The organism is Xanthobacter aminoxidans, from assembly GCF_043193615.1.
Lineage (GTDB): Bacteria > Pseudomonadota > Alphaproteobacteria > Rhizobiales > Xanthobacteraceae > Xanthobacter > Xanthobacter aminoxidans.
This window is the reverse complement of sequence record NZ_JBAFUS010000003.1, coordinates 368,347-393,065: the sequence shown is the minus strand read 5'-3', so window position 1 is coordinate 393,065 and position 24,719 is coordinate 368,347. Positions and strand designations below refer to the sequence as shown.

Annotated in this window: 22 protein-coding genes and 1 pseudogene; 4 read left to right on the top strand and 19 right to left on the bottom strand. The window is 62.6% G+C overall.

Annotated features, from left to right (window positions below; all coding sequences use genetic code 11):
- Positions 1-80: 80 nt before the first annotated feature.
- From V5F74_RS16955 to V5F74_RS16870, 18 genes are all read right to left on the bottom strand, one after another.
- Positions 81-3,110 (bottom strand): type III restriction-modification system endonuclease, encoded by a 3,030-nt coding sequence (locus V5F74_RS16955; protein ID WP_394009358.1) that lies wholly within the window; start codon positions 3,108-3,110, stop codon positions 81-83.
- Between the two features lie 10 nt (positions 3,111-3,120).
- Positions 3,121-5,130, bottom strand: a complete 2,010-nt coding sequence (locus tag V5F74_RS16950; RefSeq protein WP_394009356.1) for a site-specific DNA-methyltransferase — start codon at positions 5,128-5,130, stop codon at positions 3,121-3,123.
- 41 nt (positions 5,131-5,171) lie between these two features.
- Positions 5,172-7,121: a GmrSD restriction endonuclease domain-containing protein gene (locus V5F74_RS16945; RefSeq protein ID WP_394009355.1), complete on the bottom strand. Its 1,950-nt coding sequence runs from the start codon at positions 7,119-7,121 to the stop codon at positions 5,172-5,174.
- Positions 7,118-7,903 (bottom strand): DUF4391 domain-containing protein, encoded by a 786-nt coding sequence (locus V5F74_RS16940; RefSeq protein ID WP_394009353.1) that lies wholly within the window; start codon positions 7,901-7,903, stop codon positions 7,118-7,120. The genes V5F74_RS16945 and V5F74_RS16940 overlap by 4 nt, the downstream gene beginning before the upstream one ends.
- Entirely contained in the window at positions 7,900-11,067 is a 3,168-nt protein-coding gene (locus tag V5F74_RS16935) for a helicase-related protein (RefSeq protein ID WP_394009352.1), read from the bottom strand. The genes V5F74_RS16940 and V5F74_RS16935 overlap by 4 nt, the downstream gene beginning before the upstream one ends.
- Positions 11,068-11,108: 41 nt before the next feature.
- Positions 11,109-11,315 (bottom strand): ribbon-helix-helix domain-containing protein, encoded by a 207-nt coding sequence (locus tag V5F74_RS16930; protein ID WP_394009664.1) that lies wholly within the window; start codon positions 11,313-11,315, stop codon positions 11,109-11,111.
- A gap of 294 nt (positions 11,316-11,609) precedes the next feature.
- Positions 11,610-11,840: a DUF2274 domain-containing protein gene (locus tag V5F74_RS16925; protein WP_394009350.1), complete on the bottom strand. Its 231-nt coding sequence runs from the start codon at positions 11,838-11,840 to the stop codon at positions 11,610-11,612.
- 1 nt (position 11,841) lies between these two features.
- Positions 11,842-13,065 (bottom strand): TrbI/VirB10 family protein, encoded by a 1,224-nt coding sequence (locus V5F74_RS16920; RefSeq protein WP_394009348.1) that lies wholly within the window; start codon positions 13,063-13,065, stop codon positions 11,842-11,844.
- On the bottom strand, positions 13,062-14,105 hold the full coding sequence (gene trbG, locus V5F74_RS16915; protein ID WP_394009346.1) for a P-type conjugative transfer protein TrbG: 1,044 nt from the start codon (positions 14,103-14,105) through the stop codon (positions 13,062-13,064). Before trbG ends, V5F74_RS16920 begins: the two co-directional genes overlap by 4 nt.
- Positions 14,102-14,785: a conjugal transfer protein TrbF gene (trbF, locus tag V5F74_RS16910; protein WP_394009344.1), complete on the bottom strand. Its 684-nt coding sequence runs from the start codon at positions 14,783-14,785 to the stop codon at positions 14,102-14,104. The genes trbG and trbF overlap by 4 nt, the downstream gene beginning before the upstream one ends.
- Positions 14,785-16,110: a P-type conjugative transfer protein TrbL gene (gene trbL, locus V5F74_RS16905; RefSeq protein WP_394009663.1), complete on the bottom strand. Its 1,326-nt coding sequence runs from the start codon at positions 16,108-16,110 to the stop codon at positions 14,785-14,787. Before trbL ends, trbF begins: the two co-directional genes overlap by 1 nt.
- Positions 16,111-16,112: 2 nt before the next feature.
- Positions 16,113-16,382, bottom strand: a complete 270-nt coding sequence (trbK-alt, locus tag V5F74_RS16900; protein ID WP_394009342.1) for a putative entry exclusion protein TrbK-alt — start codon at positions 16,380-16,382, stop codon at positions 16,113-16,115.
- A 10-nt stretch (positions 16,383-16,392) separates the two neighbouring features.
- The gene (gene trbJ / locus V5F74_RS16895; RefSeq protein ID WP_394009340.1) at positions 16,393-17,151 is read right to left on the bottom strand and encodes a P-type conjugative transfer protein TrbJ; all 759 of its coding nucleotides are present in this window, start codon (positions 17,149-17,151) and stop codon (positions 16,393-16,395) included.
- A complete protein-coding gene (trbE, locus tag V5F74_RS16890) occupies positions 17,148-19,586 on the bottom strand; it encodes a conjugal transfer protein TrbE (RefSeq protein WP_394009338.1) in 2,439 nt (812 codons plus the stop codon). Before trbE ends, trbJ begins: the two co-directional genes overlap by 4 nt.
- Positions 19,587-19,599: 13 nt before the next feature.
- Complete coding sequence (locus V5F74_RS16885) at positions 19,600-19,881, bottom strand: VirB3 family type IV secretion system protein (protein WP_394009336.1); 282 nt, start codon at positions 19,879-19,881, stop codon at positions 19,600-19,602.
- On the bottom strand, positions 19,881-20,174 hold the full coding sequence (locus tag V5F74_RS16880; protein WP_394009662.1) for a TrbC/VirB2 family protein: 294 nt from the start codon (positions 20,172-20,174) through the stop codon (positions 19,881-19,883). Before V5F74_RS16880 ends, V5F74_RS16885 begins: the two co-directional genes overlap by 1 nt.
- 35 nt (positions 20,175-20,209) lie before the next feature.
- The gene (gene trbB / locus V5F74_RS16875; RefSeq protein WP_394009334.1) at positions 20,210-21,217 is read right to left on the bottom strand and encodes a P-type conjugative transfer ATPase TrbB; all 1,008 of its coding nucleotides are present in this window, start codon (positions 21,215-21,217) and stop codon (positions 20,210-20,212) included.
- 167 nt (positions 21,218-21,384) lie between these two features.
- Positions 21,385-21,870: an Rrf2 family transcriptional regulator gene (locus tag V5F74_RS16870; protein ID WP_394009661.1), complete on the bottom strand. Its 486-nt coding sequence runs from the start codon at positions 21,868-21,870 to the stop codon at positions 21,385-21,387.
- 103 nt (positions 21,871-21,973) lie between these two features.
- Between V5F74_RS16870 and V5F74_RS16865 the strand changes: the two genes are divergently transcribed.
- The 4 genes and pseudogenes from V5F74_RS16865 (at position 21,974) to V5F74_RS16850 (ending at position 24,071) form a co-directional block, all read left to right on the top strand.
- Positions 21,974-22,441: a carboxymuconolactone decarboxylase family protein gene (locus V5F74_RS16865; RefSeq protein ID WP_394009332.1), complete on the top strand. Its 468-nt coding sequence runs from the start codon at positions 21,974-21,976 to the stop codon at positions 22,439-22,441.
- A 60-nt stretch (positions 22,442-22,501) separates the two neighbouring features.
- Positions 22,502-22,639 (top strand): annotated as a pseudogene (locus V5F74_RS16860) (MerR family DNA-binding transcriptional regulator); the annotation flags it as partial.
- Positions 22,640-22,684: 45 nt separating this feature from the next.
- Positions 22,685-22,960 carry a hypothetical protein gene (locus V5F74_RS16855; RefSeq protein WP_394009660.1) on the top strand — a complete coding sequence of 92 codons (276 nt, stop codon included), beginning with the start codon at positions 22,685-22,687 and terminating at the stop codon, positions 22,958-22,960.
- A complete protein-coding gene (locus V5F74_RS16850) occupies positions 22,884-24,071 on the top strand; it encodes an MFS transporter (protein ID WP_394009330.1) in 1,188 nt (395 codons plus the stop codon). Before V5F74_RS16855 ends, V5F74_RS16850 begins: the two co-directional genes overlap by 77 nt.
- Before the next feature lie 62 nt (positions 24,072-24,133).
- Here V5F74_RS16850 and V5F74_RS16845 read toward each other — a convergent pair whose 3' ends face one another.
- Positions 24,134-24,637 carry a cysteine hydrolase family protein gene (locus V5F74_RS16845; protein ID WP_394009328.1) on the bottom strand — a complete coding sequence of 168 codons (504 nt, stop codon included), beginning with the start codon at positions 24,635-24,637 and terminating at the stop codon, positions 24,134-24,136.
- Positions 24,638-24,719 lie beyond the last annotated feature (82 nt).

Here is a 24,719-nt window from a genome sequence, read left to right as displayed (position 1 = left end):
CCCCTGGTGCCGGCGTATGTTCGCCGCTCTCCAGGGGGCAAGGCAATTGACGGGCGGCAGTCCTCGTGAAGGAGAGCGCCTTACGTGTGATCCATCAGGTCGTCGACCGTTCTGGCCTTTATGTATCGAGCCGGGTTCGGTCCGGAGGCGAGCGCGGTGAAGTGCGCCTCCCCGCACGCGATCTTGCCGGCTTCGATATCGCGCAAGTCGTCCACGAAGAGGCTGCTTTTGGTCTCCACGACGAAATAGAGGCGCTCTTCGCCGCTGACTTCGACCAGAACCGCCCAATCGGGATTGTAGGTGCCGAGCGGAGTCGGCACTTTGAACCACCCAGGCAGCTTGGCGTAGATCTTCACGGACTCGTTCTTTTCGAGCTGCTCTGCGAATGTCCGTTCGACACCTCCGGAATCATAGACGACGTGCTCGAAGACCGACTTCTGCGCGTCCTTGAGCATGTTGCGCAAATAGCCGGTCAGTTCCTCCTGCGCGAAAAGCTCCTGCGCGTAATAGTGCTCGTCGCCGATCCGCTGATATTTGATGCCGTCGACAATGGCCAAACGCTTGGTCCGGTTGATGACCTCGCCGGCGATCTCGATGAATGCTTGCGGATTGCGCTTGAAGTCGGTCAAGCGGCCGCACTCGGTCAGAATGCGGACGAGGCTCTTGCGGGTGAGCTGGGTCCGGTCCTGAAGATCGGTCAGCACGTCGGGCAGGACAATGTCGCCTTCCTCGATCGTGATGATCGTCCCGCTGTCCTTGGCGTGCTCCTTGGCCTCGACGCCACCCTGACCAATGGAAAGATCGGCCTTCCTGACCCGCACGCGGGCTTTGGAGACGGGCGGACCATTGGCGATCGCCTTGGCGCAATCGGTGATCAGCTTTTCATTGTCGAAGTGAACGCGATAGGTCGTCTTGTGCTTGATGCGGTCCCAGAGCGCCTGGAATTCGGCGCTCTCGAGAATGGCCTGCCGTGTCTTGACGGTGACGCGCTCGTCGGCGTTCTTGATGTCGAGCTTTCCGGCGACCTTCTTCAGCACATCCCGAACCGCCCCGAGATGGGCGGCGAGCGCCAGCGGCAGCGCGAGCGTTCCGTCCTTCAGGGCGGTGCGCAGCGTATCTTGCACCTTGCCCTTGGTGTCGACGAAGCCCTGGGCCTTCAAGTGATCGAAGATGGCGGCCGACTCCTCGAAACCCAGCATTCCAGTCGAGCCGTCCGGATTGACCACCGGGATGGTCGCGAACTGGTGCTTTTCGACGATGCCGAACTTAATGCCGGTGTCCTTCTCGATCTCCTTCTGCAGGTTCTCGGCGAAGTCCTCATAGCTCTCCGTGGCGATGACGGTCAGCGTGTTGATGTCGAAGCCGCGCAGGCGTTCGCCATTCTGGTTCACGCACAGTCTAAGGCCACGGCCGATAGTCTGCCGGCGCTCGCGCTCGGTACCGATCTCGCGGAGTGCGCAGATCTGGAAGACGTTGGGATTGTCCCAACCCTCCTTCAGGGCGGAGTGCGAGAAGATGAACTTCAGCTTCGTATCGAAACTGAGCAGCTTCTCCTTATCCTTCATGATCAGGTTATAGGCACGTTCGGCGTTGTCACGGCCCGCCTGATTGTTGTCGGCCGTATCGGTCCAGCGCCGCGCCTTGTCGATCGAGAAATAGCCGTCGTGCACCTCCTCGGCTTCCGACGTTACGTCGACCTCCTTGAACAGGCTGACGAAATCCGGAAGCTTCGCCGCGCGGCGATACTCTTCCTCGAAGATGCGGGCATATTTGCCCTTCACGGGATTTCCATCGGCGTCGTAGGAGCGGTAGTGCTCCACCGCATCGATGAAGAACAGGCTCAGCACCTTGATGCCGAGCGGCGCCAAGCGCTTCTCCTTTACCAAATGCTCGTGGATCGTACGGCGGATCATCAGGCGCTTCAGCGCGTCGGCATCAACATCGCCGACGGCTTGGCCGGGCTGGAGAAACTCTTCACTCCCCGGCAGCTTCACCTCCAGGAACTGATTGTCGCGTCCGGCGCGGATCTCGCCGATCCGGCAATCGGCGTAAATCGCGCGCTTGGTCAGTTCCTCCAGATCGTCGCCATCCTGAACCGTCACCTCCTGGCGACGCACTTGTTTGCCATCGAGCACGTCGATCTCAACGCGCGCGGTGATGGTTCCCTTGGCGTTGCTTGCGGAGACGAAACGGACATAGGCCTTGTTGTGCCCGCCCTCCACTTCGAGCGAGGCGACTTCGATCTGCTTGACCAGCTTGCGCTCGTAGGCATCGACCGCGTCCAGGCGGAACACCATGTGATGTTTGTCGACGTGGGTCGCCGAATAGCGCAGCGTGCAAAGCGGATTCATCTCGCCGAGGGCATTCTTGCCAGCGCCAGAAAGGCCGCCGTCGACGCTCTGCGGTTCGTCCACGATCAGGATCGGTCGAGTCGCGCGGATGAGGTCGATCGGCCGCTCGCCGCCCGTCTTCTCGCTGTCCTTGTAGAGGTTGTTCACATCCTTCTTGTTGATGGCGCCGACCGTCACCACCATGATCTGGATGTTGGGACTGGTCGCGAAATTGCGCACCTGGCCGAGCTTGGTGGAGTCGTAGAGGAAATAGTCGAAAGGCTGTCCCGAATAGAGGCCCTTGAAATGCTCCTCGGTGATCTGGAGCGTCTTGTAGACACCCTCCTTGATCGCGACCGACGGCACGACGATGACGAATTTGGTGAAGCCAAAGAGCTTGTTCAGCTCGAAAATGGTGCGGAGATAGACATAGGTCTTTCCCGTGCCGGTCTCCATTTCCACCGTGAAGTCGCCAGAGGTCAGCGCGGAGGATGGCGCCAAGCCATTGCGGAGCTGGATATCCTTCAGATTGGCGATGATCTCGTCATCCAGCAGCGTGAGCCGATTGCCGATGCCGAGTTCGCTCTCGACCAGCCCGAGCTCTGACTGCGCATCAAGAGCCGCATCTTCCTTCAATCGGCCAATACCGCCGGCCTTGCCTGTGCCGAAGGCGGTGACGGTGAACTCGGTACGGTTGATCTCCTGGCCACGAAACAGGTCCGCGACGGATTCGATCGCGCGTTTCTGGTAGTCGAGATCGGGTTCGAAATGCAGTTTCATCGAACCATCCTCACAGGCTACGAACTTCGGAAATGCCGGCCTGGTTCAGGATTGCGGCCATATTGGTCTTGGCGATATCGTCGGCGAAGCCGGTGTCCTTGAACACGACGCGCGTATCAACGGCCGGCGCCAGCGCCTTCCGCCATTCGACGATGCCGTTCGCGAGTTCCTCCACCACGTCCTTGGTCAAACCGTCAGCAAGACTGGCAATCAGCGTACCGCCGCCAATGGAATGAACCATCTTGCCGGCCATCGTCTTCGTTTCGATCGGTACGCAGAGATCCAAACCAAGTTTGAGCAAGAGTTCATAAAGCACGTCCTGCTCCTTACGCCCCGGAACGAGGTGCTCGGCATTTTTCAGAAGGCTGTCTTCGAGATCGATGGCATCAGGCTCCCAGGCACGGATGTTTGACGGTGCAAGTTTGAATACACGAAAGCCGAGATCCCCGGAGCAATCAGGGGTCTCGCTCCGTATCATCTTGGCTGCACGCCGCAGTCTCTCCTTGGTGATCTCAGCGATATTTAGAGGTTTACCGATCGACGTACAGAACTCAGCCGCGATCTTTTGATCCTTATCGTTCGCATCCAACAATTCCTGTAACTGCACCATTATGAACCGTCGAGAAGGCGCCGCCTCTACGTTTGCTAGCATCGTCCCGTGTCCAGTGGTGCCCGATCCTGCGAAGAAATCTAGAATCGTTTCACCGGGTGCGGTGAGGTAAGTCACTAATCGATGAAGATCCCTGTAGCTCTTTGGATTCTGGAATACCGACTTCCCGTCGAATAACGCGGCAAAATCCTGGCTCGCTTTCTGCGCATAGCTAAAAATTACGCTACGTAGAACCTGGTCATCTTTCTCGAAGATATTCCTCCTAATTGAAGGGATGCGCTTTTCGTCCGGACCGAATACGATATTCCCGGCGTCTATTTCTTGCTTCATTCGCTCATAGGTGGGCCATACCCAGCCACGGCTCGGTACTGTGCACGGCTTCCCTGTTGTCGGATGAAGCACGTCATATCGTGGCCCTCCGCCGCCCGGCCAACTAGGATCTCCGTCATCCCGGTATGGACCGCGCTCATCGACTTTAGTAAAGCGCGCGAGCGGCAAGCGTGGATCGTCCTCCACGAACGTGGAATAGTGCTCTTTCAACCCTCCGGAGATTGCCGCCCAGTCATCACCGTGCTCTTGGCGAAGCTGCGCAAAGATATCCCTCAACTCGTCGACACCGTCCTTTGGAGCGCGCAACCGCACATCGAGCTCACTCAGGAGTTGTTTGTTTTTGGCATAGAGCATCATGTACTCGTGCCCTACAGACACAAGTTTTGCGTCATTCTTCCGATTTCTATCAAACACCAACACCGCTATGAAGTTTTCTTCACCACAAATTTCATTCAACACAAGCCGCAGATTTCCAGACTCGCGATCATCAATGCTGACCAGCAGAAAGCCATCAGGTTGCAGAAGGCTCCACGCTAGCTTTAGGCGTGGATAGATCATGCAAAGCCAATCCGTATGAAAACGTCCTGACGATTCTGTATTGCTAGAATTCTTTCTCCCGTCCGATTCAACCTGTCCGGTTCGCATCATGTAGTTACTGATATTATCTCGGAAATCATCTGGATAAACGAAATCTCCACCAGTGTTGTAGGGCGGATCGATATAGACTAGCTTCACCTTGCTAGCGTAACTCTTTTGCAAGAGCTTCAGCACTTCGAGGTTGTCACCCTCGATCATCAAGTTCTGAGTCGTGTCCCAGTCAACGCTTTCTTCGGGACAAGGAAGCAACGTCCCGGCTGACGGGGTCAACGCGATCTGCCGGGCGCGGCGTTTGCCATGCCACTTCAGCCCGTACTTCTCCTCGCGCTCATCGACGGCCCCACCGAGCAGTTCCTTCAGCACCTCGAAATCGATCTTCCCTTCCGTGAATGCGTCGGGGAATAGGGATTTCAACACCTCAACGTTGCCGGAGACGATATCGGCGCTCTTGGTCTCGGGGCTCTCGGCATCAAGTTTCTTCATTTTTTCCAGCTCAATCAGGTGCAAACGGGGCACGGCAGCGGTCAGGCCGCTTCCAGGTGCAGAATTTCGGTTTCGACATAGGTGCGGAAATCGGCCGAGGAAGTGAAGCAGCGGAATCCCGCCTTGCTCGCCAGGGCGAGGATCTCCGGGCCTTCATTGAGCAACACGGCGATAGGAGCGCTCAAGCCAGGCTGCAGACCGTCCGGCCACGCCAGATCGAACAGCGCCTTCTGCGCACCCGTAACCGGATCGGCGTAGTCGAAGCCGAGCAGGCCACGCGGCAAGCCTTGGCCGTCGACCCAATCGTTGAGGGCTTCGAGTTCGGCTTCCTCGACCTCGCTCGTGATGCCGCCCACGGCCTGCGCCTCGGCTTCCGCCACCGGCGCCGCCGTGCCGAGCCAGCGCGTATCGCCATGGAGCAAATCTTCGAAGCGCCGGTTCGCCTCCGCGGCCAGCAACGCCTTCCGAGCTTCGAGAAAATCGAGGTAGCGCTCGATCTTCCACAGCGCGGGATCGGTCGGTATCCACTGCGACGCCAGCGCGCCGGGATGCCGCGCCTCGACCTCCGGGAAATACTCCTCCGGCAAACGATCGCTGATGTTGAGGTTCGTGTCCTTGGTCAGGAAGCAGAAATTGCCAAGCGCGTTCACGTCGGCCCGGCGGTGTCGCAGCTTGTAGAGCTGCGCCTTGGGGAAGATGTGATGCACCTCCAGGCGGCTCATTTTCCCGAGCAGGCTAGCGCGCAGAGGCAACCCCGTCCCCCAATCACGCGCCTCACCCATGCGGGTCAGCATGTAGAGTACCGGATAAAACCGCGCACCGAGGCTCCAGCCGGTGAAGTGGCCCGCCTCGACCCGCAGGCCGCCATGCCATAGCCGGAGCTGTTCCAACAGCGTGTCCAGGCCGCCGTTCGGCTCTTCGAGGGCAGCCAGATCCTGATCGATGAAGGTTTCCGTCGACCCCGAAAAGCGCCCCCACATGCCGGCCTGCGCGAACCAGAACAGGAGTTTGTCGCGCTCCTTGGCGTCCAGCGGGCCCTTCGCCTTGTCCATGTAGCGCACCATAACGGGCACGCCGAAACGCCCGAAGAAGACTTGGTCATGATCCAGGCCCAAGCGCCCGGCGATGAAGTTCAAGCTCGCATCGATATGCTTACCGGCGCGCTTCAAGCCATCCTGAATGTCGAGCGCGCCCTTGTCGTGAAGATAGCTGAACTTGGCCTCGCCAGTCAGAACCGTGTTGACGGAGCGCAGCAGCCAATCGAGGTTGAACTGGTAGCCGGCGGCGGTCCACTCCTTCAGCTTGGCCTTCATGGAGTCGCGGGCTTCCGGCCATTCGGCGCAGATTTTCGCCAGCGCCAAGTCGCCCTTCGACAGCTTGGTGCCGCCGCTGTTCACCCGGTTGAAGATATCGACGACAACATCAAGGGTCTTGTCCTGACCGGTGACCTCCTCGACGTGCAGGTCGATCTCGGTGACACCAAGCAGAGCGCCAAGCCGACCGACATAGGCGCCGACACTCGCCACATGGGCAGGATCGGCGGAAAGCTGAGCGATCAACGCCCCGAGCCCGGCGTTCCCCGCCTTCATCAGGGCAGTGACATCAATCCATAGCGGATCGTCCTGCATCTTGACCGGCTGGTAGAAGGCGAAGGTCTCTGTTCCGAGATGGAACCGTAAGCCGCTGAAGGCCTGGGTGTTGCCATCGAAGAATTTCGGCGGATGCCCGCGCACCACACCGTAGAGCGAGGTCATGCGTTGCTGACCGTCGAGCAGGAGCTTGACGATGCCCGCCGCGATCGGACCGTCACCGCGATGTGCAGCCGTTTTGGCCTCCGTCGCCCACACAAGCAGGCCGCCGACCGGATGCCTCCGGTAGAGCGAGTCGAACAGGCCGCGAACCTGATCGCGGTTCCAGACATAGCCACGCTGGAATTCGGGCAGCGCCATGTGCCCACTGTCGATATGGTCCAGGATCGTGGAAATCTTCATTCAACATCCCCCAGCATCAACCGCTTGGCGCGATCGATCGCGGCTTCGACCGCCTTGATTTTCTGGTTCAAATCAACTCGTTGATTAATCTGTTTGGCGCGACCCGCCTGCGCGCGCAACTGCGCGATCTCGCGCAAAAGCCGCGCGTGCTCCTCCAGCGCCGCGCGGCGGCGGTCGATTCGATCGGCTTCGTTGGCGAGTACGAATTGGCCCGACAAGCGCGCCGCATTCAGCGCCTCGATCCGAACCAGCCAACCATCGTACACCGTCGATAAATCGCGTGCGGGTTGCAGTGCGAGTGCCAGGCTTTCCAGGAATGACCGTTCGATCGTCGACGGGGCGCCAGGATCGATCTCGTCCGCGAGCACGATGCGTTCGACCACGATCTTGTTGCCCTCGTTCTGAGCTGCCCGCTTGGGTGCGACCGACAAAGCCGCGTGCGAGCCCGACAGAGTGATCAGCAGTACCGGATAGGGAATGGCACGATGAATGAGTTCCGTGAGGCGGGGCGAACGTGCCTCCGGCCGAAGCATCGCGGATAGGACCGCAATCTCCGAGTAGTTCCGGTCTTCGTTCACGAATGCCGGTATGGCGACGGTGTTGGGCTTGAGAGCCGCGATCCACTGCATCTCTTCGATGCCGTCTTGAATGGCCCGCTTGTCGGTCGCTGTTGGCGCGCCCTGCTCAAGTAGCGCCTTCTTCGGCACGCGCATGTCAAGACGCGCGCCCGGCGGCAAATCCAGAGCCGTTATGATCGGGTCAGTTGCCGCCACCTCCGTCATGGCGCCACGTCCGTCGTCGGAGCCAGAGCGACCAGAAACGCGACGACCTCGAAGTCATTGATGCCGGCAAACTCACCCTTCACAGCGTGGGTGCCACCCATTTGGAACAGGCTGGCAACCGCTCGTTCTTCACGTTTGCCGACAATCGTGCCGACGGCGCGGGCGAGCAGCTTGCGGTAGGGTTCCATGTCGCGACCAGCACGTGTCGCCTTGTCGAACCGCCCATAAGCCGCCTGGTCCGGCTGGTCGCGGCCGAGGCTGAGCTTCTTCAGACGATCGAGCACTTGCTTCGCCTGCGTGTAGGGAAGCAGGACTTCTCCGTCCTCTCCGACATGAACGACGTAATGCGGCGCCAGCGGATAGCCCGGCTCGGCAACGGAGGCTGCCGCGTCGCCGACGGCGCGCAGGCAGAAGATGACACCCGGCGGCACGGGGTTCTCTCCGTCTTCGGGAGCCTCCGTGACGGCATAGGTGCCGAGCGGCAACGCGTCGAGTCGATCCCGATTGGTCCCCAGATAGCCCGCCAGATCGATCCGAAAATCGTTGAGTGTGAGATCCGCGATGGAAACGCCACTGGACAAGTCTTCGAGATCGATCACGGCATCCTGCAACTTCTGAAGCTGCGCGCGACGGTACTCCAGATCGTTCATCTCGTTGCCCGCTTGGAACTCGATGACGTTCTCCTCGCCGGTGGCCGACACGTCCAGAAGCATCATGCGTCCGCTGACGCGGGATTCGAGGTCGAGGTACTCGTCCAACTCCATATTCGGCCAGAAATTGACCAACTGGATTCTGGAGTTGCGGGAGCCGATCCGGTCAATGCGGCCAAATCGTTGGATGATCCGCACGGGATTCCAATGGATATCGTAGTTGACGAGGTAGTCGCAGTCTTGAAGGTTCTGACCTTCCGAAATGCAGTCCGTGGCAATCAGAAGATCGATTTCACCCTCAGCGGCAAGCTCGGCGGGGCGTTCCTTGGATCTTGGCGAAAAGGAACTCAGGATACTGGTCATGTCCCCGCGAACGCCCGGCAATGTGGTCCTGTTCGCCCCAGCGCCGGTAACGACCGCACTATGCAGGCCAAGCGTCGACCGCGCCCAATCGGCCAACTCGCGGTAGAGATAGTCCGCCGTATCGGCGAACGCCGTGAACAGCAAAATCTTCCGGTTATCCGGGTTGATCGGATTGCGGACTTTCTCAACAATAAGCCGCTTGAGCGCAGCCAACTTGGCATCACGCTTGGGGATAACAAGACGCGCGGCGGCTAGAAGCGCCGCCAAGCGTTCATGGTCCTCGATGAGATCCTGTCGCCAGCGAATACGGTCAACGTCCTGGAGAAGCACCTTGACCTTTCGGCCGACGAGCAGCGGCTCGAATGCGGGATCGTCCACATCCACGTCGTCGATCGGAATTTCCTCGATCGAGTCGTCATGGGCGTCGATCTTGGCGAGCAGAGCATCAACGTCCGCGAGCTGACGTTCGATGGTCAGGGAGAACGACGCGACTGAACTCTCCATACGCTTCAGGATATTCACGCGCAGGAGGTGGATGAGGCTCTCCTCTCGATCGAGCTGACGGAAGAACTGATCGCCACCTCGAATCTTCGTGCTGTACTTCTCGTCATACGCCGCCTGCTTGTGTGGCAACACGTATCGCAGTGGCGCGTAGGCACCGAGAGTAAGGCGACGAATTTCGTTGTTGACCTCGCGAATAGGCCGAAACTCACCCGTAAGGTCAACGTCTGCCTTGATGTTCACTGGCGGCAGCCGGTCAGGAAACTGCCCCGTTTCCTCGATCCCGTAATAGCGTTGCACATGCTTTCGCGACCTGGCGATTGTCAGCATGTCGAGCAGCTTGAAGTAGTCAAAGCCGAGCATGTCCATAAGCTTTGCGGGCCGACGTTCGCCTTCCGGAAGGTCGAGCCAACGATTGAACTGGCCCTGCGCTTTACGGATCGTCGCCTCGATGCTTGGAATGCCGTTGGCTGCAAGAGCGACGTCATTTCCCTCTGTTACAAATGCGATTTGGTTCTTGAGGTCGGCAAGACGGTTGTTGACCGGCGTCGCGGACAACATCAGCACCTTGGTCTTCACCCCTGACAGAATGATCCGTTTCATGAGGTGGTCGTAGCGGCTGTCGCGGTCCTTGTGGGTCGGCTTGTTCCTGAAGTTGTGCGACTCGTCGATGACCACGAGGTCGTAGTTGCCCCAGTTGACGTGGGTGAGGTCGATGTCGCCGGATACACCGCCATCGCGCGACAGATCCGTATGGTTCAAGACATCATAATTGAACCGGTCTGAAGCCAGAATATTACGGCGGTCATTTGCCTTATAGAGGGTCCAGTTATCACGGAGGCGCTTTGGGCAAAGCACGAGAACGCGATCATTGCGAAGTTCATAGTACTTTATGACTGCGAGCGCTTCGAATGTCTTTCCGAGACCAACACTGTCAGCAATAATGCAGCCGCCGATCCTCTCCAATTTATCGATCGCACCCACGACACCATCGCGTTGGAAGCGAAACAGCTTCTTCCACACGACGGTGTTTCGAATGCCCGTCGCCGACTTGATGATCCGCTCCTCGTCGAGCTCATCACCCAGGTCCTTGAAGACCTGATAGAGTATCTGGAAATAGACGAGAGATGGCGCGCGCTGCGAGGCGATTTCCTCCAGTGCGTTCAGAAAGTGGGCCTTCGCCGATGGGCTCGCCTCGATATCCTCCCAGTTCGAGCGAAACCATTCCGAAAAATCCGAGGTCTCGGCATCCGACTCGGTTGCTTGAACCAACCCCAATCGACCGCTCGGGGTGACACCCAGACCATCGGACGTGAATGAGCATGTCCCGACCATGGCCCGGTGGAAGTCGGGTTTGCCGTTGACGAGTATTAGCGACTGTGGCGGTGTTCGACGTGCGTGCCGAATCTCAACCCGCTTCCGCGCCCATTCGGCGACGAGACGGGCAAGCCAACGCCCTTGAAGTTGTCCCCGAAAGACGATGTCAGCTTCACCGCCGAGAAGGCTAGGAAGAACGGAACTGGCGTCTCCCAGCAACAGCCGGCATCGCTCGATCCGATCGAGAACGCCTCGAAGCTCGGCAAATGCAAGCAGTGAAAAGGACGGGGAAACGATGTCTATGAGGGCGCCCTGATCCAGCCATTCGCGCAATCTGTCGATGGCACGGTCCGTCCCGCTGTTCCTAATAAGCCTCATGCCTCACCGCCCTTCCGAGGGGGTCTAGGCATAGACGATGGGCCACGGGCTTCGGACGAGCTTTCGATAAATTGTCGGATCGCCTGGCGGATGACCCACGAAACCGAAGCGTCCCTCGATAGCGCGATCTGGCACAGAGTCTGATAATCTTGTTCTTCCAGACTCACGGTCAGTCGCGTTGCCTTGCGCGGACGCTCGTTCATTTCCATCCCCACGGTTCCTCGTATCAACCTACCTGCTCGCGCATCAGACTTCAACAAAGTGATGCACTTTTCACCAGAGGGGTGCCCGAAGCCGTGCTGCGTGGGCTGAACAAGATGACCCGAAGCGCGAATGGAAGTGTTCGGCACTCGTATGGGGAATGCTGCAACCGGACACGCTTTGCCGGTAAGGCACTTTATCTAAAGCTCTTTTCCGAAGCGGATGCTCCGAAATACCGAGAATGCGTGCACGCCGAAAGCGAGGACTGCGATGGTTCGGCGGCCCACATTAATTTCTTAATGGGGGTCAGGCCTGCCCCGCCGCGCCTTTGCAAATCCCCGGTCCGTTGCCATGAACCGCTCCAGCATGGGGACGATCAGACGAACGGGATCGGCGGCGACTTGTCCTCCCTCCCGCCCGAGGATTTCGGCATAGGCGGTCAAATCGCGATGCAGGCTGGCGGGCAGCTCCAGCGTGACCTTCACCGGCTTGTCGTCGGCGATCGGGCCGAGTTTCAGCTTCGCCATGTCAGCCCCCGTAGGGTTCAAGAACGAGATCGCGGGTGACGATCACGCGGACGGGAAAGCCCGGTCGGATGGTCAGCGTCGGGGCGATGTTGAGCTGACGCTGCACGATCTGCTGGCCGGTCTGGTTGATGCTGTCGGACGCGCCGTTGCGCAGCGCACGGATGATATCGCTCTCCTGACCGGATGATCCCGCCTCGGCGCCAACGCTGAGCAACGTCGACAGCGCCGCGGCTTTAAACAGCTCACCCCAATGGTAGTCGACGCCATCTTCGAGCCCGGCATAGCCCTCGGCGTCTGTGCCCGGCTGGCGCTCCAACACGATCGAACGGCCATTGGGGAAGATCAGCCGGTTCCAGACCAGCAGCACGCGGCGCTGGCCGAAGCCGACGCCATTGTCGTACTGGCCGATGATCCGCGTGCCCTGCGGCACGAGCAGGATGCGTCCGGTCGGGCTGTCATAGACGTTCTCCGTCACCTGCGCGGTGATCTGACCGGGTAGATCGGAGCGGATGCCGGTGATGAGTGCCGCCGCGATCACCGCCCCCGCCTGAAGCACATTGGCCGACGCGGGAGCGGCGATACGATCTGGCGAGACCGTGCGTTTGTCGGGCGCTTGGTTCAGAAACGCGAGCTGACGGTCCTGCGCGGAAGGCGTCGCTGGCTGGGGTGCCAGCCCGAGGCTGGCAAGGTCCGTCTGCGGCGAGACCGTCGCTTGCGGCTGCGGCCCAGCGGTGTTGGCCGGTCGTGTCTCGGTCGAAGCAAAGAGACGTGCCGTCCGCGCGGCCTCCAGCTCTTGGATGCGGCGCTGCTCTTCCTGGCTGATCCCTGGATTGGGCGTCGCGATTCCCGGTGTCGGCACCGGTTGGCCGGCATTTTGGGCGCTGAGGATGGGGCGGCCGAGGTCGCCCGGCAGCGGCGGACCGAGCTTCGGGATACCGGTATAGTCCTTCGGCAAGGCGGCAAGGCCGTCGGGCGTCGTCCGGTTGTCGGTCGAATACAGCTCCTCGTTCGTCTTGCCGCCGCGCTGGGTTTGAAGCGCGTAGATCAACGTGCCGCCGATACCGGTGCCGGCAAGCAAGCCGAGGGCGATCAGCACCTTTCGCGATAGGCGCGTCACGCGCGGCGGTTCGGGCCGCAGCCGCATCGGCGCGACCGGCTCTCCGGTCAGCGGCCGGGCCTCGTCGTCCGCGTCCGGCTTCTGACGATCAGGGTCGATCTCGCTCACGATGCCGGCCTCCCGTCGGTGCGAGAGATGCGGACGCGCTTCTGGTTCTTGTCGGCGCCGAAGCGCAATTCGGCGGCGGCGAACAACCGGTCGACGATCATGTAGTTGTCGCGGACGCGATAATTCACCAGTTCCGAGGTATCGCCCTCCGGGCCGACGACAAAGAGCGGTGGCATCTCGCCCTGACCGATACCGCGCGGGAACTCGATGAACACCTGCTTGCCGTCGTCGAAGGCGCGGAGCGGCCGCCACGGCGCGCGATCGCCGGTCACCTCGTAGCGAAAGTTGACGCGAGAGAGATCGATGCCGGTCGCCACCGGCTGGACGGCCTGCGCCTCGGCGTTCTGGCGGCGCAGCGCGATGAGCTGGTCCTGTGGATACTGCCAGGACACCGAGGCCATGTAGGTCTTCTCGGTCGAGCGCAGTTCCATATGGTAGGTGCGCGCATTGGTGTTGATGACGAGGTTGGTCATCAGCTCGGGCCGCGTCGGCTTTACGAGGATATGAACCTGCTTCGTTGCGCCCGCGCCGCTTTCGGTGTCGCCGATGATCCAGCGCACCGTGTCGCCGGCGGCAACGGGACCCGAGCCGACCAGCGTTTCGCCGAGCTGCAAGGCGATATCGGTGATCTGCCCGGGCGCGGTGTAGACTTGATAGAGCGCGCCATCGACGAAAGGATAGACCTGGATGGCGTTGATGAAGCCGTTCCGGACCGGTTGCATCCGCGCGGCGGCATTGGCCTCGTTCACCCGCGCGGCCGGGTCCGGCAGTTCGGGCGTCGGCTTGCCGTCTTTGCCGACGGGCTTCAACTGGCCGGGCAGCGGAAGCGGCTTCGGCAATTCCACCACGCGAACCGGTGCCGGTGGATCGGCGGTTTGAACCGCAGGCATCGCATCGTCATAGGAGATTTCGGGCGGCTTCTGCGCTGTGGCGCAGCCGGCCAGAGCGGATGTGAAAGCCAAGAGAAGCGGCAAGGCGGATTTACGGAAAGCCGGACGTCCCGCTTGTCCGGGGGCGGCTTTGCGGAAGGTCGGCGTCATTGGGTCAGCTCCTTCGACCAGTTGATGGCGGTGACGTAGATTCCGAGTGGGTTCCCCCGCAGCTTTTCGGCGTCGCGCGGCACCTGCACGACGACGGTTAGGATGGCGGTCCAGCGTTCGGTGGAGGCGAGCGAGCCGTCCTGATAGGTCCGTTGGACCCAGGCGACCCGGAAGCTGTCGGGCGACGCGCGGATGACGCTCGAGACATCGACGGCGATCTGCGTCTTCCCGACTTTGCTGAAGGGGTCGTTGGCGCGGGCGTAGTCGTTGAGCGCCAGCGCCCCGGCCTGCGTGGTGAAGTCGTAGGCCCGGAGCCAGTTCTGGCGGACGATGATGGCGTCGGCCGCGATCGAGCGAACCTCTTCGATGAAGCGCGCGAGGTGAAAGGCGATCTGCGGATCGGTCGGCCGGTAGTCGGCGGTCGCCGGAGCGACAGCCTGCGCTGCGCCGAGCTTGTCGACCTGCACCACCCACGGCACGACCGAGCCGCTCAGCGATTGCCAGACCAGCGCCACGGAGAGGCCCGCCGACAAGGCCAGTGATCCGAAGGCCATCAAGCGCCAGTTCTTCGCCTGCACACGAGCCGAACCGATGCGCTCGTCCCAGACTTGGGCGGCGCGCTGATAGGGTGTCTCGGGTTCGGGAGATTTGCCGTAGTGTGTGGAGGGTCGTTTGAACATCAGCGGTCGCTTTCAGAAAGATGGACAGACGAGCCGCCGCCATGGCTGTCGCCGGACTTGACCGCATGGGCGGCGGCCTGGACGCCGTGCGACATCGCTTGCGAGCGCTTCATGCGCTTGGCCCAAGCGGGCGTGCCGTCCGTGGTTGCAGAGGGGGAAGCTGCGGTATCGGAGGCGCCGCCTTCGCCGGCGACCGATCGGCCACCCGCCTCGAAGCTCTCCTTCATCGACGCGGCGGCGCGCTTGAACGGGCTGGCGACGGCGGAGCCGAGTTTGGAAGCACCGGTGCCGGCGACATTGCCGAGACCCGCAGCGACGCCTGTCGCGCCAGTGTGTCCGGCCGCGCCGAGGCTGTAGGCAGACGATGCGCCACCGGCGAGCATCGCCCCGCCACGAGCGGCGGCGGCTGCACCTCCCGCCAACGCCGCACCACCGGAGGCGGCGGCACCGACCGTCGCAGCACCCGCCATCGCCATGCCGCCGGCGGCAAGGCCTGTTCCGATCGCCGCGCCGGCGCCGAGTTGCGGGCCGCCGGAAACGAGACCGTTGGCGATGCCGGGACCGAAGATGCCGAGGCCGAGCAGCGACAGCGCCGCGAGCACGATCGCCATGGCGTCGTCGATGGTCGGCGTCGCGCCGTTGAAGCCAGCGGTGAACTCGGAGAACAGCGTCGAGCCGATACCGATGATGACGGCGAGCACCATCACCTTGATCCCAGACGAGATCACATTGCCGAGCACCCGTTCGGCCATGAAGGCGGATTTGCCGAAGAGGCCGAAGGGGATCAGCACGAAGCCGGCGAGCGTCGTCAGCTTGAACTCGATGAGCGTGACGAAGAGCTGGACCGCGAGGATGAAGAAGGCGAGCAGGATCAGCGCCCAGGCGAACAGCAGGCAGGCGATCTGGATGAAGTTCTCGAAGAACGACACCCAGCCCATCAGATCGGAGATGGAATCGAGCAGCGGCCGCCCGGCATCAAGGCCGGTCTGCGCCACCTTGCCGGGACGCAGGAGATCGCTGACCGAAAAGCCTGTGCCGGACGCTTTCAGGCCGAGCCCTGCGAAGCTCTCGAAGACGATACGGGCGAGGTTGTTCCAATTGCCGATGATGTAGGCGAAGACACCGACGAACAGAGTCTTCTTGATCAGCCGCGCGATGATGTCGTTGTCGGTACCCCACGACCAGAACAGCGCGGCCAGCGTTACGTCGATGACGATCAACGTGGTGGCGATGAAGGCCACCTCGCCCTGCAACAGACCGAAGCCGCTATCGATATAGCGGGTGAAGACCTCCAGGAAGTGGTCGATGACGCCGGAGCTGCCCATGGTCAATGCGCCTCCGGCGAGTTGGCACCGAGGAACCGGTCGCGGTTCTCCGCCCATGCCTTGAGGCAGCTTGCATCACGGCTGGCGGCCTCGCCCATGTCGCGGCAATGCCGGAGCGCGGCGCGCAGCGATCCGGGATCGCTGACGTGAGGACGGCTGACGGTGCGGATCTCCGTCGCCTCGTCGGTGCGCGTCAGTTCGATCACCGTGACGGTGATCGCGACCGCGACGAAGGCGACGGCGCCGATGCGTGCGAGGGTCTTGCCGTCCATCGCCGCGCCCTCAGTTGCTGCCGTAGAACATCTTGGCCGAACCGGGCTGATAGCCCGTGCCCGGCGTCAGGAAGCGGCGGCGCTGCTCACGCCCCTGCTCGGCGGCGGCCGCCCGCTCGGCATCGCTGAGCGCCTGTGCCCGGCCATTGGCGGCGACGACGGCGGTGAGGTCGGCGAGTTGCTGTGCCTGGAGGGCGAGAAGCTGATTGCCGGCCTGTGTCGCCTGGAGCGCGCCGGTCGCCGACTGGCTGGCACCGACCAGCGTCGACATCTGCGCACGATTGGTGTCGATGTTGCCGACGACACCGGCCTGCACGCGCATGGCGTCCTGCAAACCGCCGACCGTGTTCTGCCAGCGCGAGCGGGCATCGGCGACGAGTTGCTGGTCCGACGCCGACATCGAGGCGGTCGAGTATTTCTGCTGGAAGGCCCGGTCGATCTGCTGAACGTCGTAGGCGATGTTCTGCGCCTGCCCCAGAAGCTGCTGCGTCCGCTGCACGGACTGCTGAAGCTGCTGGAGCGACGAATATGGCAGGCTCGCCAGATTGCGGGCTTGGTTGATCAGCATCTGCGCTTCGTTCTGAAGCGAGGTGATCTGATTGGTGATCTGCTGGAGCGCGCGGGCAGCCTGAAGGACGTTCTGCGCATAGTTCGACGGGTCGAAGACGATAATGGCGTGCGCGGGCATCGGCAGCATCGGTGCGACGGCGACGGAGGCGGAAAGCAAGGCAGCGGCGAAGCGCGCCGCGCGCAGACGGCGCGATGTCATGAGCGTGTCTCCAGATTGGTGAGGTCGGGAATGAGGTCGGCGGCCCAGCCGGCGCCGCGATGGCGCAGCCAGGCGTCGAGGAAGCCGTCGCGGCCATGTTCGGCGACGATCTTCGCGATGGCCGCCTGATCGGTCTTCGAGGACGCGGCGCAGAGGGCGAGCGCCACGTCCGACAGGCCCAGCTCGAACAGCCGGTTGCCGCGCCGCGACTGGCAGTAGTAGTCGCGCTTGGGCATGGCCCGCGCGATGATCTCGATCTGGCGATCGTTGAGACCGAAGCGGCGATAGATGGCGGTGATCTGCGGCTCGATGGCGCGTTCGTTCGGCAGCAGCAACCGGGTCTGGCAGCTCTCAATGATGGCCGGCGCGATCGCCGAGCCGTCGATGTCCGACAGACTTTGCGTGGCGAAAATGACGCTGGCGTTCTTCTTGCGCAGCGTCTTCAGCCATTCGCGAAGCTGGCCGGCGAAGCCCTCGTCGTCGAGCGCCAGCCAGCCTTCATCGACGATGATCAGGGTCGGCGATCCGTCGAGCCGATCCTCGATGCGGTGGAAGAGATAGGCCAGAACGGCAGGCGCAGCTTCCGTGCTTATCAGCCCCTCGGTCTCAAACGCCTGCACCGTGGCAGTGCCGAGCTGTTCGCTCTCGGCGTCGAGCAACCGGCCCCAAGCACCACCGATGCAATAGGGACGCAACGCCTGCTTCAGGTCGTTCGACTGCAACAGGACGCAGAGGCCGGTGATCGTGCGTTCCTCGATCGGCGCCGAGGCGAGCGAGGTCAGCGCCGTCCAGATGTGCTCTTTCACCTCCGGGGTGATGGTGACGCCTTCGCGGATGAGGATGGCGACGATCCAGTCCCCGGCCCAGGCGCGTTCGGCGGTCTGTTCGATGCGGGCGAGCGGCTGGAGGCTGACGGAGGTTTCCGATCCGTCCGTCAAGCCACCGCCGAGATCGTGCCAGTCGCCGTGCATGGCGAGTGCGGCGGCGCGGATCGACCCACCGAAATCGAAGGCGAAGACCTGAGCCCCGGCATAACGGCGGAACTGCAAGGCCATCAGCGCCAACAGCACGGATTTGCCGACGCCGGTCGGACCAACCACCAGCGTGTGGCCGACATCGCCGACATGCAGGGAAAACCGGAACGGGGTCGAGCCTTCGGTCTTACCGAAAAGCAAGGGGGCGGCACCAAAGTGCTCGTCCCGTTCCGGCCCCGCCCACACGGCACTGAGGGGGATCATGTGGGCGAGATTGAGCGTGGAAATCGGTGGCTGCCGGACGTTGGCGTAGACATGCCCCGGCAGGCTGCCGAGCCAGGCATCGACCGCGTTGATGGTCTCCACCATCGCGGTGAAGTCGCGACCCTGGATGACCTTCTCGACCAGCCGCAGCTTCTCGTCAGCGATGCGGGGATCGACGTCCCACACCGATACGGTGGCCGTGACGTAGGCGATGCCGGCATAGTCGGCGCCCAACTCCTGAAGTGCGAGATCGGCGTCCGCTGCCTTGTTCGACGCATCCGTGTCCACCAGCACGGATTGCTCGTTGGTCATCACTTCCTTGAGGATCGCGGCAATCGACTTGCGCTTGGCGAACCACTGGCGGCGGATTTTGGTCAGCAGCTTGGTCGCGTCGGTCTTGTCGAGGAGGATCGCGCGCGTGGACCAGCGATAGGGAAAGGCGAGCCGATTCAACTCGTCGAGCAGGCCCGGCGTGGTAGCGGTCGGAAAGCCAGTGATGGTGAGGACGCGCAGATGCAGGTCGCCGAGGCGCGGCTCCAGGCCGCCGGTCAGTGGCTGATCGGCCAGGAGCGCGTCGAGATACATCGGCGTTTCGGGGGCGCGGACGCGATGCCGGTGCGTGGAGACGCAGCCGTGCAGGTAGGTCAGCGTCTCGCCGTCATCGAGCCAGCGGCATTCCGGCATGAAGGCTTCGATGAGATGCAACAGCCGGTCGGTGCGGTCGGCAAAGCCGGCCATCACTTCGTGCGCGTCGATGCCGGTCTTCTCGCGGCCTTCGTAGAGCCAGGTCTCGGCGCGCGCGGCGTCTTCGGCCGGCGGCAGGTAGGCGAAGGTCAGAAAGTAGCTGGATTCGAAATGGCTCCCCGCTTCTTCGAAGTCGGCTTTCCGCTCGGCATCGACCAAGGCTGAGGCAGCGTCAGGGAAACGGTTCGCAGGATATATGCCGGCCGCATGACGTTGCGCTTCGACGAAGATCGCCCAGCCACTCCCGAGACGGCGGAAGGCGTTGTTGAGGCGGCCCGCGACGGCGACCAGCTCGGCGGGCACGGCCGAATCCAGATCGGGACCACGGAAGCCCGCGGTGCGTTGGAAACTGCCGTCCTTGTTGAGCACGATGCCGGTGCCGACCAATGCCGCCCAAGGCAGGAAGTCGGCGAGGCGGCGGTTGCGGTTGCGATATTCGGCGAGGCTCATCATCGGTGTGATCCCCTCAGACCGTGAGATGCGCGGGGATGCGCAGATGGCGGCGGCCGACCTCGACGAAGAGCGGGTCGCGCTTGGCCGCCCACACCGCCGCAAAGTGGCCAATGGCCCAGATGGCAATGCCGACCAGCCAGAGGCGTAAGCCCAAGCCCACCGCGCCGGCGAGCGTGCCGTTCATGATCGCGATGGCGCGCGGGGCGCCACCGAGCAGGATCGGTTCGGTCAGCGCCCGGTGAACCGGTACGGAGAAACCCGGCACTTCGTCGCTCTGGTCGCCGACGCCCGCCATCAGACCAGCGCCCCGCCGCCAAACGAGAAGAAGCTGAGGAAGAACGAGCTGGCCGCGAACGCGATCGAGAGGCCGAACACGATCTGGATCAGGCGGCGGAACCCGCCAGAGGTGTCGCCGAAAGCCAGCGCCAGACCCGTGGTGATAATGATGATGACGGCGATGATCTTGGCGACCGGACCTTCGATCGACTGCAGGATCTGTTGCAGCGGCTGTTCCCATGGCATCGACGAGCCGGAGGCATAGGCTGGCGCCGTCACCGCCACGCTGAGCGCGACGACGGATACGGTCATGGCGAGACGTTGGCGCGCGAGGCATGCGACTTTGATCACGGAATTTCTCCTTCCGGGTTGGTGCTGATCGCGCTCGATGCGCCATTGACAGCGGACGAGACGCGGTAATCGCCGTCCGGGCCGAGGCCATCGACACGGGCGAGTTCGACGAGCCGACGCTGCGATCCACGACCGGCGAGCACGGCGACGAGATTGATGGTCTCGGCGATCAGCGCGCGCGGAACGGTAACGACGGCTTCCTGGATGAGCTGCTCCATCCTTCTCAGCGCGCCGATGGCGCTGCCGGCGTGGATTGTGCCGATGCCGCCGGGATGGCCGGTGCCCCAAGCCTTCAGGAGATCCAGCGCCTCAGCGCCGCGCACTTCGCCGATCGGGATACGATCGGGGCGCAAGCGCAACGATGAGCGGACGAGATCGGAGAGCGAGGCGATGCCATCCTTGGTTCGCATGGCGACGAGGTTCGGTGCGGCGCATTGCAACTCGCGCGTATCCTCGATGATGACGACGCGATCAGCAGTCTTCGACACCTCGGCGAGCAGCGCGTTGGTCAGCGTCGTCTTGCCGGTCGAGGTGCCGCCGGCGACGAGAATGTTGGCGCGGGAGGAGACAGCCGTCCGCAGTGCTTCGGCCTGAGCGGCAGTCATGATCCCAGCACGCACGTAATCGTCGAGCGTGAACACGGCGACGGCGGGCTTGCGGATGGCGAAGGCCGGCGCGGCAACCACGGGCGGCAACAGCCCCTCGAACCGTTCGCCGGTGTCGGGCAGTTCGGCCGAAACGCGCGGGCGACCTGCATGAACCTCGGCGCCGACATGATGCGCGACCAGGCGCACGATGCGCTCGCCATCGGCGGGTGACAGCACCTCGCCGGTGTCGGACAGCCCCTCGGAAAGACGATCGATCCAGATGCGCCCGTCCGGGTTCAGCATCACCTCGACGACGGAGGCGTCTTCGAGAAACCGGGCGATGGCGGACCCAAGCGCCGTGCGCAGCATCCGCGCGCCACGAGCCAAGCCTTCCGTATTGTGATGCGAAGCCGCCATCTGATCCCCGATCTCGCCGGGGAGAAGTCAGACGGTCCCCAGACGGGGTCGATTAAAAGAGCCGGAAATTAGGCTGATTCAACAAGGATCTGGCGCCGTGCGGCCCTGGCGAAGAAAAGGCGGTAATCGGCGGGATTGGATACTCGCTACGGGCCAATTGATTTCGCTCAGCGCTGTGCCTTCTCAACGTAGGTCGCCACCGCCTTCTTGTTGTGTGCATCGATCAATTGGGCTCCGTCGGCAACGAGATCGGCAAGGGTCTGCTGTCTTAGGGCAGTCCGCCAAGCTTCCTCGGCGGCGATCATGCGAGTCTTGATGAAGCAGTCCGCCTTGTAGACGCACGGGTCCTTCGCCTTGCCGGGACCGCGCCGGCGGATTTCCCGGCAGACGAAGGCGGGCTCGCGCCCATCGATCGCTTCAACGATGTCGAGCAACGTGATGCGCTCCGGGTCGCGCGCCAGCCGATAGCCGCCGCGCGGCCCCGGCACGGCATCGATGACGGAAGCCGCAGCGAGCGCCCGCAAGTGCTTCAGAAGATAGGTTTCCGAAACGCCGTGCAATTCGGCGAGGCTCTTGCCCGGAAGCACTTTGCCCTCCGGCAGTCCGGCCAGCACCAGAGCACAGTGCAAAGCCGCCTCCACCCCGTCACTCATGCGCCGCATCGCCTTCTCCCGTTCCGCTATTGGATTGCGCCCTAATCATGGATATATATTATCCACGATTCTCAGCCAACCCCCCTCGCTACTGGAGGCCTCCATGCACCCCAGACTGAACATCGCCGCCCTGGCGCCCGAACTCTATCAGGCCGTCCGTACCCTCGACGGCGCCGTGACCAAGTCGGGCCTCGACAAGCGCACGCTTCACCTCGTCAAGCTACGCGCCTCACAGATCAACGGCTGCGCCTACTGCGTCGACCTGCATGTGAAGGACGCTCTGGCCGACGGGATGGACGCCCAATTACTGCATCTCGTCGCCGTCTGGCGCGAGTCCCCGTTCTTCGATGCGCGCGATCGGGCGGTCCTCGAATGGACCGAGAGCGTGACGCTCGCCGCTGAGACGGGCATTCCCGACGCCGCCTTTGAAACCGTCCGCGCCATCTTCTCGGAGGCCGACATCGCCAAACTGACGATCGCCATTGGAACCATCAACATCTGGAACCGCATCGCGGTCAGTTCCCGCATGCAGCACCCGGTCGGCATGGAAAAGAACGCGGTTGCGCCTTGAACGATTTGCTCTTGACCCTGACATTGATGTCAGGGGTTACGAGATGCAGCAGGAGGGCGGATGAAGATCGGAGACGTTGCAAAAAGGACGGGGGCGAGCGTGCGCTCCATTCGTCACTACGAGAAGGTCGGCCTGATCCGCGCCACCCGCGAGGAGAACGGCTATCGCGATTTCGACGAAGCCGCTGTGCTTCTGGTGCGCCGCATCGGCCGGATGATCCGGCTCGGCTTCACCACCGAGGAAATCGCGACCTTTCTCAACTGCATCGTCGACGATCCCGCCACGGTCACCGCCTGTCCGAAGGTGGCCGCTGCACATCGGTTGAAGCTTACGGCAATCGAACGGCAAATGGCCGATCTCGAAACCCGTCGCCAGAAGCTTCTGATCACCCTGAAGGCTGCCTCCGGTCGGGACGACACCAGCGTACCGGAGACGCTTGCCCATGCCGAAGCCAGCCCCATCGCCCTCGCTCATCCTGTTCAGCCTAGCGCTCGCCGTCTATTTCGTCGGAGCAGTTGAATTCATGCTCGCACCGATGCTGACGCCGCTGGCATCGGCCTTCGCCGCGAAACCCGCCGATATCGCCTGGCTCGTCTCGGCCTATGCGGTGTCCTACGCCGTGCTCGCGCCGCTCATCGGCCTCCTCAGCGACCGGATTGGCCGGCGGCGTCTGCTACTCCCAGCATTGGCGCTGTTCGCCGCCGATGCGCTGGCCGTCGCCTTCGCGCCGTCACTCACCTTCGCGATCATCGCCCGCATTCTCGGCGGCGCGGCGGGCGCGGCCCTGACGCCGACCGCCTTTGCCCTCATCGCCGAGACCGTTCCCGAAGACCGCCAAGCCGGCGCGATGGGGCTCGTCCTCTTCGGCCTGACCCTCGGCATTGCCACCGGGCCGACCTTCGCGGGGCTTCTCACCGACGCCTTCGATTGGCAGGCGCCGTTCATCGCCGTCGCCTGCGGCTGCCTCGCGGTTCTCGTGCTGGCAGCGCGTATCCTGCCGCCGTCTGTTACGCGGCAGGGCCAACCGCTCAAAGCCTCGGCGGCTCGCCTGCTCGATGGCTCAATCCTCCGACCCAACCTCTCCAAGGGCTTTTGGCTCGGCGCGACGATCGCAGGGTTCTTGATCTCCGGCGAGGTGCTGCGCAGCCGTTACGGTCTTTCGACCAGCATGGTCGGGCTCTCGGTCACCGCCTTTGGAGTCGGTCTCGCGGCGGGTAATCTCGCCATCGGGCGCCTCACCGCCTGGGTCGGCCGTCCGGAGACCATCCTCATCTTCGCCATCGCGCCCATCTTCGTGGCGCAAAGCGCCTTCCTGGCGATCGACCCGAGCCTCGGTTTGGCGATCGGTCTTCTGGCTCTCTGGGGCTTTGCCTCAGGCCTCGCCGCACCCGCCAACACTGCCATTCAGGCGAGCCGCGCCGGTTCGGACGCCGGCTTCGTGCTGGCGTCGTCGGAGTCGATGAACAACGGCGCGCTGCTCGTGCTGGCGCCGATCGTCGCGAGTTGGGTCGGAGGTGGGGACACCATCAATGCAGCCATTCTGCTCGGCGTCTGTACGCTTGCAGCGCTCGGCGTCAATCTCATCGACCGACAGCACCGACCGGCAGCCCTTCCCTGCGAGGCGGGTTAGGGTTCGGCCGCCGGAATGTCCAACGGTGCGGCTTCCTCGTCCGACGCCGCGGGGTCTGCGGCTTATGCCCAAACATCTGCCGCGGTTGCGACCTCGACCTTCGAGCCCAGGGCATTCAATGCAATTCGGTGAACGACTTCGGTTGGTGCGGTGCAGAGATCGCCGACAATCCGTACCCGCAGGCCATCGGCCGCTCGCGACAGCGCGGTGAAGACCACACAGTTCTGCGTCATCATTCCGGTGATCAGGAGCTCGCTGACGCCGGCCAGTTGGTCCACAAGAGCCGTTTCCTGGAAGGCGTCGGCATAATGTTTGGTGACGAGGGGGGTATTGCCTGCCGCGTCGAGAATAGCTTGGCGGATGTCGGCGCCAGTGCTTCCCGCCACGAACGGCCCGGTGGGTGCCAACGAAACGTGGCGCACCAGGATGATCCGATCACCGTCTGCACGTGCCCGACCAATAGCCGAGACGACACGCGCCTCGGTCTCCTCCGGTTGCCATAGCGGCAAGGCGCCGCCGGCAAAATAGTCATTCTGGATATCGATCACGAGAAGGGCGCGCGTCATTGGTCTCTCCCGAACGGCTGCGTCGAACCTAACGTCTTCGTACCGTAGTCCCGCTGCCGGATATCAGTGGCCCGATAGACAG

Bases quoted from the DNA above. Each gene is read 5' to 3' on its own strand.
- V5F74_RS16955 (WP_394009358.1), bottom strand. From the start codon at position 3,110: ATGAAACTGCATTTCGAACCCGATCTCGACTACCAGAAACGCGCGATC.
- V5F74_RS16950 (WP_394009356.1), bottom strand. From the start codon at position 5,130: ATGAAGAAACTTGATGCCGAGAGCCCCGAGACCAAGAGCGCCGATATC.
- V5F74_RS16945 (WP_394009355.1), bottom strand. From the start codon at position 7,121: ATGAAGATTTCCACGATCCTGGACCATATCGACAGTGGGCACATGGCG.
- V5F74_RS16940 (WP_394009353.1), bottom strand. From the start codon at position 7,903: ATGACGGAGGTGGCGGCAACTGACCCGATCATAACGGCTCTGGATTTG.
- V5F74_RS16930 (WP_394009664.1), bottom strand. From the start codon at position 11,315: ATGAACGAGCGTCCGCGCAAGGCAACGCGACTGACCGTGAGTCTGGAA.
- V5F74_RS16925 (WP_394009350.1), bottom strand. From the start codon at position 11,840: ATGGCGAAGCTGAAACTCGGCCCGATCGCCGACGACAAGCCGGTGAAG.
- trbG (WP_394009346.1), bottom strand. From the start codon at position 14,105: ATGACGCCGACCTTCCGCAAAGCCGCCCCCGGACAAGCGGGACGTCCG.
- trbF (WP_394009344.1), bottom strand. From the start codon at position 14,785: ATGTTCAAACGACCCTCCACACACTACGGCAAATCTCCCGAACCCGAG.
- trbL (WP_394009663.1), bottom strand. From the start codon at position 16,110: ATGGGCAGCTCCGGCGTCATCGACCACTTCCTGGAGGTCTTCACCCGC.
- trbK-alt (WP_394009342.1), bottom strand. From the start codon at position 16,382: ATGGACGGCAAGACCCTCGCACGCATCGGCGCCGTCGCCTTCGTCGCG.
- trbJ (WP_394009340.1), bottom strand. From the start codon at position 17,151: ATGACATCGCGCCGTCTGCGCGCGGCGCGCTTCGCCGCTGCCTTGCTT.
- trbE (WP_394009338.1), bottom strand. From the start codon at position 19,586: ATGATGAGCCTCGCCGAATATCGCAACCGCAACCGCCGCCTCGCCGAC.
- V5F74_RS16885 (WP_394009336.1), bottom strand. From the start codon at position 19,881: ATGGCGGGCGTCGGCGACCAGAGCGACGAAGTGCCGGGTTTCTCCGTA.
- V5F74_RS16880 (WP_394009662.1), bottom strand. From the start codon at position 20,174: ATGACCGTATCCGTCGTCGCGCTCAGCGTGGCGGTGACGGCGCCAGCC.
- trbB (WP_394009334.1), bottom strand. From the start codon at position 21,217: ATGGCGGCTTCGCATCACAATACGGAAGGCTTGGCTCGTGGCGCGCGG.
- V5F74_RS16870 (WP_394009661.1), bottom strand. From the start codon at position 21,870: ATGAGTGACGGGGTGGAGGCGGCTTTGCACTGTGCTCTGGTGCTGGCC.
- V5F74_RS16865 (WP_394009332.1), top strand. From the start codon at position 21,974: ATGCACCCCAGACTGAACATCGCCGCCCTGGCGCCCGAACTCTATCAG.
- V5F74_RS16850 (WP_394009330.1), top strand. From the start codon at position 22,884: ATGCCGAAGCCAGCCCCATCGCCCTCGCTCATCCTGTTCAGCCTAGCG.
- V5F74_RS16845 (WP_394009328.1), bottom strand. From the start codon at position 24,637: ATGACGCGCGCCCTTCTCGTGATCGATATCCAGAATGACTATTTTGCC.